Source organism: Singulisphaera chitinilytica, from assembly GCF_049331405.1.
Lineage (GTDB): Bacteria > Planctomycetota > Planctomycetia > Isosphaerales > Isosphaeraceae > PoT.
In genome coordinates, this window is the sequence record NZ_CP186274.1 from 3,746,043 (window position 1) to 3,759,415 (window position 13,373).

At 64.5% G+C, this 13,373-nt stretch carries 13 protein-coding genes; 8 read left to right on the forward strand and 5 right to left on the reverse strand.

The genetic code is table 11. From position 1 onward, the window contains the following. Positions 1–198: 198 nt before the first annotated feature. From ACOYYX_RS15115 to tsaE, 3 genes are read left to right on the forward strand one after another with little or no spacing between them, the layout of a single operon-like run. On the forward strand, positions 199–1,356 hold the full coding sequence (locus ACOYYX_RS15115; protein ID WP_422930739.1) for a glycerate kinase: 1,158 nt from the start codon (positions 199–201) through the stop codon (positions 1,354–1,356). Then, the gene (locus ACOYYX_RS15120; RefSeq protein WP_422930740.1) at positions 1,353–2,306 is read left to right on the forward strand and encodes a thiamine-phosphate kinase; all 954 of its coding nucleotides are present in this window, start codon (positions 1,353–1,355) and stop codon (positions 2,304–2,306) included. Before ACOYYX_RS15115 ends, ACOYYX_RS15120 begins: the two co-directional genes overlap by 4 nt. 24 nt (positions 2,307–2,330) lie before the next feature. Beyond that, complete coding sequence (tsaE, locus tag ACOYYX_RS15125) at positions 2,331–2,831, forward strand: tRNA (adenosine(37)-N6)-threonylcarbamoyltransferase complex ATPase subunit type 1 TsaE (protein WP_422930741.1); 501 nt, start codon at positions 2,331–2,333, stop codon at positions 2,829–2,831. Positions 2,832–2,847: 16 nt separating this feature from the next. On the opposite strand, the gene ACOYYX_RS15130 is transcribed toward tsaE, so the two are convergent. Then, complete coding sequence (locus tag ACOYYX_RS15130) at positions 2,848–3,399, reverse strand: low affinity iron permease family protein (RefSeq protein ID WP_422930742.1); 552 nt, start codon at positions 3,397–3,399, stop codon at positions 2,848–2,850. A gap of 103 nt (positions 3,400–3,502) precedes the next feature. Between ACOYYX_RS15130 and ACOYYX_RS15135 the strand changes: the two genes are divergently transcribed. Then, positions 3,503–4,795: an NAD(P)/FAD-dependent oxidoreductase gene (locus ACOYYX_RS15135; RefSeq protein WP_422930743.1), complete on the forward strand. Its 1,293-nt coding sequence runs from the start codon at positions 3,503–3,505 to the stop codon at positions 4,793–4,795. On the opposite strand, the gene ACOYYX_RS15140 is transcribed toward ACOYYX_RS15135, so the two are convergent. The 3 genes from ACOYYX_RS15140 to hslV form a co-directional block, all read right to left on the reverse strand. Further along, the gene (locus ACOYYX_RS15140) at positions 4,792–5,319 is read right to left on the reverse strand and encodes a hypothetical protein (protein ID WP_422930744.1); all 528 of its coding nucleotides are present in this window, start codon (positions 5,317–5,319) and stop codon (positions 4,792–4,794) included. The two genes, ACOYYX_RS15135 and ACOYYX_RS15140, sit on opposite strands and share 4 nt — an antisense overlap. Before the next feature lie 80 nt (positions 5,320–5,399). Continuing rightward, a complete protein-coding gene (hslU, locus tag ACOYYX_RS15145; RefSeq protein WP_422930745.1) occupies positions 5,400–6,764 on the reverse strand; it encodes an ATP-dependent protease ATPase subunit HslU in 1,365 nt (454 codons plus the stop codon). Then, positions 6,752–7,303 (reverse strand): ATP-dependent protease subunit HslV, encoded by a 552-nt coding sequence (hslV, locus tag ACOYYX_RS15150; protein ID WP_422930746.1) that lies wholly within the window; start codon positions 7,301–7,303, stop codon positions 6,752–6,754. The genes hslU and hslV overlap by 13 nt, the downstream gene beginning before the upstream one ends. Positions 7,304–7,657: 354 nt before the next feature. Between hslV and ACOYYX_RS15155 the strand changes: the two genes are divergently transcribed. Next, complete coding sequence (locus ACOYYX_RS15155; RefSeq protein ID WP_422930747.1) at positions 7,658–8,671, forward strand: DUF1573 domain-containing protein; 1,014 nt, start codon at positions 7,658–7,660, stop codon at positions 8,669–8,671. Between the two features lie 13 nt (positions 8,672–8,684). Here the strand turns inward: ACOYYX_RS15155 and ACOYYX_RS15160 are convergent, their stop codons facing one another. Continuing rightward, a complete protein-coding gene (locus tag ACOYYX_RS15160) occupies positions 8,685–10,025 on the reverse strand; it encodes a tetratricopeptide repeat protein (RefSeq protein WP_422930748.1) in 1,341 nt (446 codons plus the stop codon). A gap of 232 nt (positions 10,026–10,257) precedes the next feature. On the opposite strand from ACOYYX_RS15160, the gene ACOYYX_RS15165 reads away from it, so the two are divergent. The 3 genes from ACOYYX_RS15165 (at position 10,258) to sixA (ending at position 13,176) form a co-directional block, all read left to right on the forward strand. After that, positions 10,258–11,517, forward strand: coding sequence for a TIGR00300 family protein (locus ACOYYX_RS15165; RefSeq protein WP_422930749.1), 1,260 nt, complete (start codon positions 10,258–10,260; stop codon positions 11,515–11,517). A gap of 106 nt (positions 11,518–11,623) precedes the next feature. Continuing rightward, positions 11,624–12,484, forward strand: a complete 861-nt coding sequence (locus tag ACOYYX_RS15170; protein ID WP_422930750.1) for a dimethylarginine dimethylaminohydrolase family protein — start codon at positions 11,624–11,626, stop codon at positions 12,482–12,484. A 185-nt stretch (positions 12,485–12,669) separates the two neighbouring features. Then, the gene (sixA, locus tag ACOYYX_RS15175; RefSeq protein ID WP_422930751.1) at positions 12,670–13,176 is read left to right on the forward strand and encodes a phosphohistidine phosphatase SixA; all 507 of its coding nucleotides are present in this window, start codon (positions 12,670–12,672) and stop codon (positions 13,174–13,176) included. Positions 13,177–13,373 lie beyond the last annotated feature (197 nt).

Consider the following 13,373-nt stretch of genomic DNA (forward strand, 5'->3'; position numbering starts at 1 on the left):
GGCGCGACGACCTCATCGATTGACATCATGCGTCGCTGACCTGACGCTTCAAGGGCCAATCACCCGTCTCTCCACTCCGAGAGATGAACCGCCCGTCCTCAACCGCCCAGGTGCGGTTGGTACTCCATCCACGTTTTCGGTATCCTGACGCGGCGGGGCGCAATCGAAAGCCTTGCGCGGCTCGAGAGAAAACGCGCCATGAGAGTGGTGGTGGCCCCCGACAAATTCAAAGGAAGCCTGACGGCTCCCGTCGCGGCGAAGGCGATCGCGCGAGGAGTCCGAAACGCGCTCCCCGGCGTGCAGATCGATGAAGTCCCGATGGCCGATGGCGGCGAAGGGACGGTCGATGCGCTCGTGTCGGCGACGCAAGGCCGCTTCCACGAAGTCGACGTGACAGGACCGCTCGGGGAACCCGTGCGCGCCCGCTTCGGCATGCTCGGGGATGCCAAGACCGCCGTCATCGAGATGGCCTCGGCGTCAGGCCTGGTCCTCGTCCCTCGCGATCGACGCGACCCGTCCCGGACCACGACCCGGGGCACAGGCGAGCTCGTGCTCGCGGCAATCTCCGCCGGCGCACGCCGGCTCATCATCGGCATCGGCGGCAGCGCCACGAACGACGGCGGCGCGGGCTTCGGGCAGGCCCTCGGCTACCGATTGATCGACGCAAAAGGCGAGGAAATCGGCCCAGGGGGCGGCGACCTCGCGCGCCTCGACCGGATCGATCCGTCCAGGCGTGACCCTCGGCTCGAAGGGGTCGAGATCGCAGTCGCCTGCGACGTCGACAACCCGCTCTGCGGCCCTCGAGGGGCCTCCGCGATCTACGGGCCCCAGAAAGGTGCCGACCCCGCGCTTATCGGGCGGCTCGACGCCAACCTCGGCCACCTTGCCAGGCTCGTGGAGCGAGACCTCGGCCAGAATGTGCGGGACGTGCCGGGAGCCGGAGCGGCGGGAGGCCTCGGGGCCGGGATGATGGCCTTCGCCTCGGGCAAGCTCGAGCCCGGTGTCACGCTCATCCTCAACGCCGTGAACCTCGCCGACCGCCTCGAGGGTGCCGACCTCTGCCTCACGGGCGAGGGGGGGCTCGACGGCTCCAGCGTCTACGGCAAGACGCCCGTGGGCGTCGGCCGCCTGGCTCGGAGCCTTGGCTGTCCCGCGTTCGCCCTCGTCGGAAGCCTCGGAGCCGGGGCCGAAGGGGTGCTCGACCACGGGATCGACGCCTACTTCAGCATCTGCCCCGCCCCCTGCTCCCTCGACGAGGCCATCGAGCACGCCGAGGCCTTCCTGGAGAAGACGGCCGAACAGGCCATGCGTGCTTTCCTGGCCGGGCGACGGGTCAATCTGGGCACGCGACCATGAGCCCGGAATCGAAGCCCCTCGACGAGTTCGGGCTCATCGGCTGGATCCGGTCGCGGACCAAGAGCCGGTCGCAGACCATCCGAGGTATCGGGGACGACTGCGCCCAGCTTCGACCTTCCCCCGGGTCCGACCTGCTCATCACGACCGATATGCTCATGGACGGTCGGCATTTCGAACTTGCCGTGGCGGGACCGAGGGCTGTTGGCTACAAGGCCCTCGGGGTCAACCTCTCGGATATCGCCGCGATGGCCGGGATCCCGACGGCCGCCGTCATCGCCGTATCGCTGCCGAGGCGCGATGCGATCTCGGTCGCTCAGGGGCTTCACGACGGCCTATCGGAGCTTGCCGAACGCTTCGGCGTCGACCTCGTCGGCGGCGATACGAATGCCTGGGATGGTCCCCTGGTCATAAGCATCACGCTCCTGGGCCAGACGACGGAACGAGGCCCGGTCCTTCGCACCGGCGCGAAACCGGGCGACCTAATCTATGTCACAGGTCCGCTCGGCGGGAGCCTGGCCGGTCGGCATCTCAGGCCGGAGCCTCGCGTGGCCGAAGCCCTGGCCCTGCACGAGGCCGTTGGCCTCCATGCTCTCGTCGACATTTCCGACGGCGTCGCGGCCGACCTCGGCCACATCCTCGAGGAGAGCGGCAATCTCGGGGCGATCCTCGACGCCGGACGCATCCCGATTCACACCGACGTCGAGTTCGAGAGCCTGCGAGATGGCCGCAGCCCGCTCGAGCATGCGCTCCACGACGGCGAGGACTTCGAGCTCTGCTTCACCATCGCCCCCGAGGACGCGTCCAGGCTCGAGGCTCTCCGATTGCCATCGATCGTGTTGCATCAGATCGGCCTCGTGACGGCCGAGCCTTCTCTACGACTTCGCACCGAGGGGGACCAAGTGGTCCCGCTCGAGGCGCGGGGTTTCAATCACCTGCACCCCTCTCCCTGAGACAGACACGTTACGGGACATCGCATGCGGCTCGAGTACGCACCAGGCAAGCTTACGGTCGAGGTCGAATCGCCGCAGGAAACGGACCTCGTCGGCCAGGCCCTGGCGCAGGTTGTCGAGGCGGGCGTCGTGCTCGGATTGGTGGGGACGCTCGGTGCCGGCAAGACTCGCCTGGTCCGGGGGCTGGCCGAGGCCTTGGGCGTCGACCCTCGAGCCATCGCCAGCCCCACGTTCGTGCTGATCCACGAATACGAAGGACGTTTGCCGATCTATCACTTCGATACGTATCGGCTCAACGGCGGGGATGAATTCGACGCGCTGGGGGCAGCCGACTACTTCGCCGGAGATGGGATCTGCCTCATCGAATGGGCCGACCTGGTCTCCGACAGGCTCCCCCTCGACTCCTGGTTCCTGCATTTCGAATCGACCGGCCCGGAAGGCCGACTGATCACGGCGACGATCCCGGAGCCCAGGGCAAGGGCCTTATTCGAGTGGTTGAACTCGCGCAAATCGGAGGCGCACTAAGCAGTCAAGTGTGTGATCATGTGACTTTTTGACCATTCGGCTTGCCTTTGGTCCGAGCCGCTCGTTGGGTCGTTTCAGTGGGTTTGTCGCTCATTGCAGGAACCTGGTCGACTTCGTCGAACTGGTCCTCCGCATGGAAGCACTCCTCAAGGTTCTCTTGATACTTCTCGGCCAACTTGGTGTATCGGAGTGAGAGGGCGTTGAGCTGTTGCTCGGTGAGATTCTCGATGTCGATCAACTCATTCCTGGCCTTCGTCATGGCGAAGATCAACTCGTCGAGCTTGATGTGGATCGCACGCGACTCCCGGTTCTGCGCGTTCTGGATCAGGAACACCATGAGGAACGTGATGATCGTCGTGCCGGTGTTGATGACGAGTTGCCAGTTCTCTGAGTAGTGGAAGAAGGGCCCGGCCATCGCCCAGACGATGATGGCGGCCAGGGCCGTCAGGAAGCCCCAACGGCCTCCGGTCGCCCGGGTCGTCCAGGCCGCAATTCGCTCGAAGAGATCGCGCTTTTTCGATATCGTGACCGACTTGGATGTCGGGCTTGTTTCGACCTTGGTCATCATGGTTGACACATCCCTTTGAGTCTGCCCCGGGGAGAAGGCTGCTCAATTATTGTTTTGCAAATGGAATGCCAAGCCATTGAACGAAATATCGAATCATTTTGACGTGATTGTTGTCGGTGCCGGCGCCGCGGGTCTCTTCGCCTCGATCCGCGCCGCCGAGCGGGGGAGCCGGGTCCTGCTTCTGGAGAAGAACCGGCGTCCGGGAGTGAAGATTCTGATGTCCGGCGGGACCCGCTGCAACATCACGAACGCGCGTGGCTTGCGCAATCTCCGTGTGATCTCCGGACCGATCGACCCGGCCTATGACCCTCGCGAGGCGAAGGGGGCACGCAGCATCCAGGATGCGTTCGGCGCCGGCGGCAAGTTCCTCGGCCCCGCGCTCAAGGCGTTTGGGGTCGAGGATACGGTCGCGTTCTTCGAGGGCGAAGGGGTCGCGACCAAGATCGAGGGAAACGGCAAGGTCTTCCCCCTCAGCGATAAGGCCGCGGACGTCCTCGCGGCCCTGCTCGGCCGGCTCGAACGCTCGGGCGCGACGCTGCGATGCCTCTCACCCGTTCAAAGCATCGAGGCGGTTGAGTCCGGTTTCGCCGTTAGGACGCCCGAGTCCGTCTACCATGCCAGGCGCGTCGTCGTGGCGGTCGGCGGCCAGTCGTATCCCGGCAGCGGAACATCGGGCGATGGGTATGGGATCGCCCGGGGCTTCGGCCATTCGATCGTCGAGCCCCGCCCTGCACTCGTGCCGCTCCGCGTCGAGCCGGAATGGGTGCCGACGCTGAAAGGGCTCACGCTCCCCGACGTGATCGCCTCGATCCAGGGGGCGACGGGGCCTGCGCTCCTCGAGCGTCGCGAGGCGGTCCTCTTCGCCCACTTCGGCCTGACGGGGCCGGCGATCCTTGACGTCAGTCGGGCCGTCGCGCGGCACGAGGGGCCGGAACGGCTCGACCTCGTCCTCGACCTCGTCCCGGGGACGCGCTTCGAACCGCTCGATCAGGAACTCCAGGCGACCTCGAGACAGGGGCGGAAGCACGTCGCCTCGCTCCTGCCCGATGCGATCCCGCGTCGCCTGGCCGAATTCGTGCTGATGTCTGCAAAAATCCCCGTCGACCGCGTCGGCCCCGATCTCAACCGCGAGGAACGGATCCGACTCGTGAACACCATCAAGCGCCTGAAATTGCCGGTCCAGGGGACGCTGGGGTTCGCGAAGGCCGAGGTCACCAGCGGCGGCGTCACGCTCGCCGAGGTCGATCCCCAGAGGCTGGAGAGTCGGATCCAGCCGGGGCTCCACTTCATCGGCGAGGTTCTCGACCTCGACGGCCTGATCGGCGGCTACAATTTCCAGGCGGCCTGGAGCATGGGCTGGCTTGCCGGGGAGACGGTCTTGGCCCCTCCGGCTTAAAGCTTCCGGACGCTGGCATTCCTCTCATCCATGCGGTGTAGCCAGTCATAGAAACGGCGGTCTTGCAGAAGGCCCGAGGCTCCTTCGGTCGCGTCGAACCATGTGTGGTGGCTGTTGTACTGGAACGAACCCGGGACGATCTGGCCGGTTTCGTCGACCGCGAAACACCCGAGCACGTCGTGGGCAGGGGGCTCGGCCTCCTCAGAGTTTGGCTTGTATCTCGGATCGAGGAGGTACAACCAGCCGCTCGTCTCCGACTTCGCCGGCTCGATCAGCTCGGGGGCCGAGGCCGTGACCGCGTTCATGTAGAGCGTCAGGGCGGTGACGAAAGCCGGGTTGAGCGCGAGGGTCTTCGGATCGAATTTGCCCGCCGAGTCCGGCGTGTATTCGCCGACGACGGCGCGCATGTCGATCCCGGTCGCCCCGGCCAGCACGGGGTCGAGGAAACAAATGAGGTGGCGGCTGCCGCCTCCTTCCGACTCGACCTCGAAGAGGTTGAGCAAGGACAAATCACGTTCGGCCATGCGATTCGGTCCGACTCATTTCAATGGGATGAACCTCGTCGATCCCTGGTTGGGGCTCGACGAGGCGGGGAATTCTCAAATCAAAGGATGAACCGACTCAGGTCCTCATCCTTCACCAGCTCCTCGAGACGTTCGCGGACGAAGTTGCCGTCGATGACGACCTCCTTGTCGGCGCGGTCGGGTGCGTCGAAGCTGATCTCCTCGACCACACGCTCGAGGATCGTGTGTAGCCGCCTCGCCCCGATGTTCTGCGTCGATTGGTTGACCTGATGCGCCAGTTGGGCCATCGCGTCGATGGCGTCGGGCGTGAACTCCAGGGTGATCCCCTCCGTCGCCAGGAGTGCCTGGTACTGACGGATCAAGGATGCCCGAGGCTCTCGCAGGATCCGGGCGAAGTCCTCACGCGTCAGGTCGTTCAGCTCGACCCGAATCGGGAAGCGTCCCTGAAGCTCGGGCATGAGGTCCGACGGCTTCGAGCGGTGGAAAGCACCGGCCGCGAAGAAGAGGACGTGATCTGTCTTCACCGGGCCATACTTCGTTGTGACGGTCGTCCCCTCGACGATCGGCAAGAGGTCGCGCTGGACCCCTTGGCGAGAGACGTCTGGGCCTCGTCCGCCCCCTCCGCCGTCGTCGCCGGCGATCTTGTCGATCTCGTCGAGGAAGACGATCCCCGACTCCTCGGCCAGAGCCACGGCCGACTGGTTGACCTTCTCCCCGTCGATCAGGGCATCGGTCTCCATCCCGACGAGCAAAGGGCGGGCCTGGGCGACGGTGAGCGTCCGCGTCTGCGACGACTTGGGCATCATCTTCTCGAACATGTTCTGGAGGTCCATCTCCATCTGTTCGAAGTTGCCGGCGCCCAGGATCGACACCGGGGCGACGTTCTTGCCAGGCAGGGTGATCTCGACCTCGCGGTCCTCGAGTTCGCCCGCCTCGAGTCGGGCTCGCATCTTGTCGCGCGAGCGCTGGCGTTTCTCGGCGGCCTCGGCGGCTTCGGGCGATTCGGGGTCGACCCACTGGTTGTTGTTCCGGGGCGGGAGTAAGAGGTCGAGAAGTCGCTGCTCGGCGCGGGTCTTCGCCTGCTCGGCCACCTTCTCACGCTCGCTCGTGCGGACCAGGACGATGGCGGCTTCCACGAGGTCGCGGACGAGGCTTTCCACGTCGCGCCCGTAGTAGCCGACCTCGGTGTACTTGGTCGCCTCGACCTTCACGAACGGGGCGCCGACGAGCTTCGCCAAACGCCTGGCGATCTCGGTCTTGCCCACGCCGGTCGGCCCGATCAAGAGGATATTCTTGGGCGTGACCTGGGCGCTGATGTCTTCGGGCAGTTGGCGGCGCCGCCAGCGATTCCGGAGGGCGATCGCCACGGCTCGCTTGGCGTCGCCCTGACCGACGATGTCATGGTCCAGCTCGGCCACGATCTGTCGAGGTGTCAGGTCGCGCACGTCAGTTCCTCCACGGTCAGGTTGCCGTTCGTGTAGATGTCGATCCCCGCCGCAATGTTCAACGACTCGCGGACGATCTCCGCTGCCGACAGGTTCGTGTGGGCGGCCAGGGCCCTGGCCGCGGCCAGCGCATAGCTTCCGCCGGAGCCAGTGGCGAGAATCCCGTCGCTCGGCTGGATCACGTCGCCGGAGCCGCTGACGAGCAGGCTATGCCGGGCGTCGACGACGATCAAGATCGCCTCGAGCCTACGGAGCATCCTGTCCGTGCGCCAGAGCTTTGCCAGTTCGGTCGCCGCCCTCGGCACGTTGCTGGGATAGTCCCGGAGCTTGGTCTCGAAGCGCTCCAGGAGCGCGAAGCCATCAGCCGCGCTCCCGGCGAATCCGACGAGGACCTGGCCGTCGAGCAGCTTGCGGATCTTGACCGCATCCGCCTTCATCAAGGTGGTGCCCAGCGTCACCTGGCCATCGCCCCCGATGGCCACGCGCCCGCCTCGCCTCACGGAGAGGATCGTCGTCGCGTGCCACTCCAGTTTCGACATCTCCGTCTATCTCCCGTTCAAACTTGGTCACGAACCTCGTCACGCACGCTCATACCACTCTCAATGGACAATCGAGGGCCTCAGGAACGTCTGGCATGTCAGGGTCCGATTTTCGAAGTTCGGCAAAACCTCATTCTAGGAAAGCTGGGCTCTCGCGTCAGCCTCGGGCCGGTTTCGGCACGATCCGGGGCCGATCGAGTCGGACTCCGAACGCTTGCGATCGTGAATGGTCGCATCGTGGCGAACGAGAAGTATTGAGCGCGCGTGACTCGGCTGGACGATACAAAGGTTTGAGATTGGTCTGCGATGGGTAGGATCCAGTGAACAGCGTCGCGAGGTTGGCAGGAGGCCACCATGCACCGTCCATGGGTCATGACCGCTATCTGCGCGGTGATGATATTCGGGACCTTTTCGAACGAGAGCAAGGCCGCTCAGTGGGCCGACTCCCTGTTCACCGAGAAGGCTCACGATTTTGGGACCGTCCCGCGTGGCGGCAAAGTTCGCCATCAGTTCGTGATGGTCAATCGCCTGAAGGAACCGGTCACGATCGTCAATGTCCGGGCCTCGTGCGGCTGCACGACGGGGCAAGCCCTGGTCTCCCAGGTCGCCCCGGGCCAGCAGGGCGTGGTCGAGGCCCAGATGGATACGAGGAATTTCGTCGGCCATAAGGCCACCACGCTCTTCGTCACCATGATGACGGCCAGCGGGCGTGAGGGTGAAGCCAGGCTCGGCGTCTCCTCCATGATTCTCAGTGACGTGGTGCTCAACCCGGGTGCCATCGACTTCGGGACCGTCTCCCGGGGGCAGTCTCCCACCCAGGTCCTCACCATGGAGCGGGTCGGCAACCCGTCCTGGAAGGTCGAGCGCATGGTGTCGACCTGCCGGGTCATCAGCGCCAAACTCACCGAGACCGCCCGAACCGGCACGAACGTTAGCTATACGCTGAATGTGACCCTCAAGCCGGACACTCCCGCGGGCGTCATCCGCGATGAGATCCGGCTCATCTCCAACGACCCCGAGACGGCCTCGATCCCCATCCTGATCAATGCCGTCGTCCGAGGCGACCTCGTCGCCAAGCCAAGCGCCCTGAACCTGGGGAACGTCGCGTCGGCCGCGGGCGTCCAGGGCCGTTTCTTCGTGATGGCCTCGAAGCCGTTCAAGATCCAGTCGATCGAGGGGGCCGGGGACGGATTCAAGATCGAGCCGTTCGACCAGTCGGCGAGCAAGAACGTCCACATCCTCTCGGTCTCATATCATCCCGAAGAGGGGACGAGCCGGGGGGACCTCAAGCGCGTCTTCCGCGTGACGACCGATCTCCCCGACGAGTCGCCGCTCGAAGTGGTGACGACCCTGCACGCCCAACCCTGACGTCCACCGGCGATCACCGCTTCGTCGAGACTCTTGACGGGGCGGTGTCGCCTTGCAGGCGGTAGAAATTGGCCAGGCCCGACCTCCCCTGCTTCTCGTAGTAATCCGCCAGCAACCGGCAGGCCTCGGGCTGGCGAGGATGGCTCCGCAAGAGCTTCTCGACCCACCGCTCCCCTTCGGATCCATGGCCGTGGTCCATCATCCACTTCGCCACTTCGAGCTGCATGCCGACGTCCTGCGGCGATTGGAGTAGCTTGTCCTTGATCTGATTCAGGTGCTCGTTATCGGCCCGGATCTGGGCTGTGATCTCGCGCTCCTTCTTGGCCTCGTCCTCGCGTCCGAGCCGGCCGAGTGCGATGCCTCGGTTGTAGTGCGCGTCGAGGTCGTATGGGTCGTTCTCTAGCGCGACGTCGAAGAGCATCACGGCCCGAGCGAAATTCCCGAACCTCAGGTCGATCTCGCCGCGTTCGCGGAAGGCCTCGGCGTTCTTGGGATCGAGCGACATGGCGAGCTCGAGGTGCTTGGTGGCCGCCACGTCATTCCCCATCTCGAGGGCGTTGGCCCCCGCACCGACGTGTGCCTTGGCATCGTCCGGACGCATTGCGAGGTACTTGTCGAATTCGGCCGCGGCCTCCTGGTTCTTATGCAGCTTCAGGAACTCATTCGCCAGGCCGATCCGGGCCTTGACCAGTGAGGGGTCGCGCTTGAGCGCCTCCTGGTAGTCGGAGATCAGACGTTTCCTGTCGTCCTCGACCCTCGAGTCGATCTCGGTTCTCCAGAGGTACGGCTTGGCGTCGTGGGGAGCCGCCTTGATCCACGTGTCGATCACCTTGGTCGCGTTGCCGAACTCGAAGTTCTCGAGATAGACCTGCGCTACCGCCTCGGTCAGGAGCGGGTCGAAGCCGGTTTCGGACTGGTACTCCCGGTTCAGGACGGGCCAGGCCTCGCGATGTTTCCCCTGGCGGACCTTCAGGATTGCGCGGATCCGCTCGACCTCCGAGCCTTTCGCGCCTAGGTCTTCGGCGCGCTTCAGGCTCTCGGCGAACTCGGCGACGCTGTCGGTCATCAGCATCGCCCGGGCCTTCATGAGGTGAGCCTCGGGCGAATCGGGATCCTCGCGGATCCAGCGCTCGATGACGTCGAGGGCGTCTCTCGTCTGCCCCGAGGCCAGGGCCTTGCGGGCCTGCGCCTCCTCGGCAGTCTTCCTGGGGCGGCGTATGAGATTGCCGCCGAAGGTGAGATACGCCACCGCGCCGCAGACCACGAGCAGGCCGACGCCCAGGGCCGCTCGCCTGAGCCCTCGGTGTGGTTCCTGCCGACTCCCCTGGTTCCGATCGTTCACGGGCCCTGGCATCGAGGGATTGCCTCCGCCTAGCGTTGCGCGACATCATGAATCTTAGCGAGGCCCTCGACCCGAACGTCGAGAACATGGTCGCCTGCGACCCCCATCATAACTGTCCCGAAAACATTGAGGATACCTCAAGCCCGGCGGACTCCCGGTTGGTCGAATTCGAACGCCCGGCGTAGAATGGACCGACAGGAGCCGTCCCGGTGATCCCGGCCCTCGGAGAAAGGATGCGCCCAGGATGAGCGGAGCTAACGTCAGCCCGTCGAGCGACAAAGATCTGTCGGGGGTCGTCGAAGAGGTCGAGGTCCGCGGCCATATCATCGATTCGTTGCTTCTCCCAAAGATTCTCGACCGCATCCTCCAGATGGAAGGCTCGTTCGAGATCCGCGAGTGCCGCATCGGCGCACGCCGGGTGGATCCCAGCTACGCCCGTATTGCCATCCGTGCGGCGACGACCGAGAAGCTCGACGAGATTCTCGAGGACCTCGTGGAGCATGGGGCCTCGGCCGTCGACCCTGAGGACGCCAAAACCCAGCCGGCGGATATCGCCGGCGCCTTCCCGGATGACTTTTACAGCACCACGAATCAACGCACCCAGATCCGCTTCGGCGGCCAGTGGATCGAGGTGGCCGGCCAGGAGATGGATTGTGGCATCGTCGTCGAACCGACGACCTCAACCGCCCGCTGCATCCCCATGACGGACGTCGCGCTCGGAATGCCGATCGTGGTCGGGCACGAAGGGGTTCGGGTCGTCCCGGTCGAACGCTCGCGCGACTCCCACATCTTCGGGTTCATGAACTCGAACGTCTCGAGCGAGAAGCCGAAGGCCATCAGCATCAAGGCCGTGGCCGACTCGATCCGGGAGACGAGGGCCGAGGGGAAGAAGGTCCTCATCGTGGGCGGGCCCGCGATCATCCACACCGGCTCGTCCGAGCACGTCGCCACGCTCGTCCGCGAGGGCTGGGTCCAGACTCTCTTCGCCGGTAACGCGCTCGCGACTCACGACATTGAGCAAGCCCTGCTCGGCACCAGCCTGGGGGTCTCCTTGACGCATGGGGAGTCGATCGAGCATGGTCACTCCCACCACTTGCGCGCCATCAATACGATACGGCGGCTGGGAAGCATCAACAAAGCGGTCGAATCCGGCGTATTAAAGTCGGGGATCATGTACGAGTGCGTCAAGGCCGGCGTCGACGTCGTCCTTGCGGGTTCGATCCGCGACGACGGCCCTTTGCCCGACGTCATTACCGATACGCTCGTCGCCCAGAAGCGAATGAGGGAGGCGATCGATGGGGTCGGTTTTGCGCTCTTGATCGCCACCGCCCTGCATTCCATCGCCACGGGCAACCTTTTGCCTGCTTGGGTCAAGGTGGTCTGTGTCGATATCAACCCTGCGACGGTGACCAAGCTCAGCGACCGCGGCACGTTCCAGACGATCGGCCTCATCACCGACGTCGAGCCATTCTTGCGGAGCCTTGCCGCCGACTTGACGTCGTAGGCTTGCCATCGTAACCAGGGCGTAAGCAGGCGGCGGGGTCGCGCCCCATCGACCCCGTCCCACTCGTCCCGTCACGTCTTAATTACCACTGGAGGGAGGCAGAAGCATGTCTTCAGCTGCCAGACTCCTCATGTGCGCGCCGACCTACTTCGGCATCGAATACGAGATCAACCCCTGGATGAACCGCCTGGTCGCGAGCGATCCGGTCGAGTCGCTCCTCCAGTGGCAGGCCCTCTACCATACGATCCGAGACCTGGGTGCGAGGATCGAGACCCTCGACCCGATACAGGGGCTCCCGGATCTCGTCTTCACCGCCAACGCGGGCCTGGTTTACGACAACGTCTTCGTCAGCTCCCGGTTCCGGCATGGCGTCCGGCAGGGCGAGACCCCTTACTACGACGCCTGGGCCAGGGAGCACGGCTTCGAAGTCCTCTCGCTCCCCGCTGACTACTACTTCGAGGGGGCGGGCGACGCCCTATTCTGCGGCGACACGCTTTACGGAGGGTATCGTTTCCGGAGCGACGCCAAGAGCCACCACTGGGTCGGGGCCCGACTCGGCGTCCAGGTGCTGCCCCTCGAACTGGTCGACCCGAGGTTTTATCATCTGGATACGTGTTTCTGCCCCATTTCTGAAAATACCGCGATTTATTATCCGGGGGCTTTCGACGACTACGGCAGGCACGTGCTCCGAGAACGCATCCCGAACCTCCTGGCCGTCTCGGAGGCAGAGGCGATCACGTTCTGCTGCAACGCCGTCGTCATCGGGGACACCATCGTCATCAATGACGGCGCCCCGAATCTCGCGAGGGCCTTGAAGGACTCGGGCTATGGGGTCAGGGTCGTGAGGCTGACCGAGTTCCTCAAGGCGGGCGGCAGTGCGAAGTGCCTCACCCTGCGATTGGACGGCGAGGAGGCGGCGCACTGGAAGCGGTTCGAAAGCCTCGCCGGCTCCGGCTCCCACCGCTAGTCGATCATGACGAGGGGCGGGCCTCGCCGGAGTAAGGCTCGCCCCCGACCGCCTCGAATGACGTCGGTCATCTCTCGCACGCCACCATGCCCTTGCCAGCATGTTTGGGATGGGCCATCCTCGGAAGAGGTTGTGCATCCGCAAATTCGCGGCATCCCCGAATGTATTCAGAGCAAGGTGGCCCCTTGGCGCGTTTATATCTGCTCCGCCACGGCATCGCGGTCCCTCACGGTACGCCCGATATCCCCGACGATGAACGTCCGCTCACGCCTCGAGGGGAAAGGCATGTCAGGGAAGTCGGCAAAGGTTTACGCCAGCTTGGAGTCTCGCTTGCATCGATCATCACGAGCCCCCTGCCCCGGGCGGCGAAGACGGCCGAGATCGTCTCAGAGGTCCTGGATCTCACCGACAAGCTGGAAACCAACGACGCATTGAGGGCGGACCGCAGTGCATCATCCATTCGCGATTGGCTTCGGACCCTACCCGACCAAGATCTGATGCTCGTCGGGCACAATCCCTGGATCTCGGAACTGGTTCGCCTCCTCGTCGCCGGAGACGACTCGCCGTTCTCGTGCGAGTTGCGGAAAGGCGGGATCGCTTGCCTCCAGGCAGAGGCGCTTTCCTCCCCACTGATGGCTCTCGAGTGGCTGGCTCGCCCCAAGCTCTTCCGCCGCCTCGCCCCGAGAGGCTGATGAGGTCATTTTGACGCAGTCCGCGATATCGACAAGTGTTCCTGGCCACTGAAGGAATTCGTTGGATTGAGCTAACCGATTTCAAAACGAATGAATTCAGGTGAGAAGGCCGAATGTTTTCGGCCTTTCGCGTTTTGAGATCGGGGCGTATTCGAGTACGAAATCTTTCGTTTCTCCGGTCATGACGGCGTCTTCGC

Coding starts and splice junctions, on each gene's coding strand:
- ACOYYX_RS15115 (WP_422930739.1), top strand. CDS start 199: ATGAGAGTGGTGGTGGCCCCCGACAAATTCAAAGGAAGCCTGACGGCT.
- ACOYYX_RS15120 (WP_422930740.1), top strand. CDS start 1,353: ATGAGCCCGGAATCGAAGCCCCTCGACGAGTTCGGGCTCATCGGCTGG.
- tsaE (WP_422930741.1), top strand. CDS start 2,331: ATGCGGCTCGAGTACGCACCAGGCAAGCTTACGGTCGAGGTCGAATCG.
- ACOYYX_RS15130 (WP_422930742.1), bottom strand. CDS start 3,399: ATGATGACCAAGGTCGAAACAAGCCCGACATCCAAGTCGGTCACGATA.
- ACOYYX_RS15140 (WP_422930744.1), bottom strand. CDS start 5,319: ATGGCCGAACGTGATTTGTCCTTGCTCAACCTCTTCGAGGTCGAGTCG.
- hslV (WP_422930746.1), bottom strand. CDS start 7,303: ATGTCGAAACTGGAGTGGCACGCGACGACGATCCTCTCCGTGAGGCGA.
- ACOYYX_RS15155 (WP_422930747.1), top strand. CDS start 7,658: ATGCACCGTCCATGGGTCATGACCGCTATCTGCGCGGTGATGATATTC.
- ACOYYX_RS15160 (WP_422930748.1), bottom strand. CDS start 10,025: ATGCCAGGGCCCGTGAACGATCGGAACCAGGGGAGTCGGCAGGAACCA.
- ACOYYX_RS15165 (WP_422930749.1), top strand. CDS start 10,258: ATGAGCGGAGCTAACGTCAGCCCGTCGAGCGACAAAGATCTGTCGGGG.
- ACOYYX_RS15170 (WP_422930750.1), top strand. CDS start 11,624: ATGTCTTCAGCTGCCAGACTCCTCATGTGCGCGCCGACCTACTTCGGC.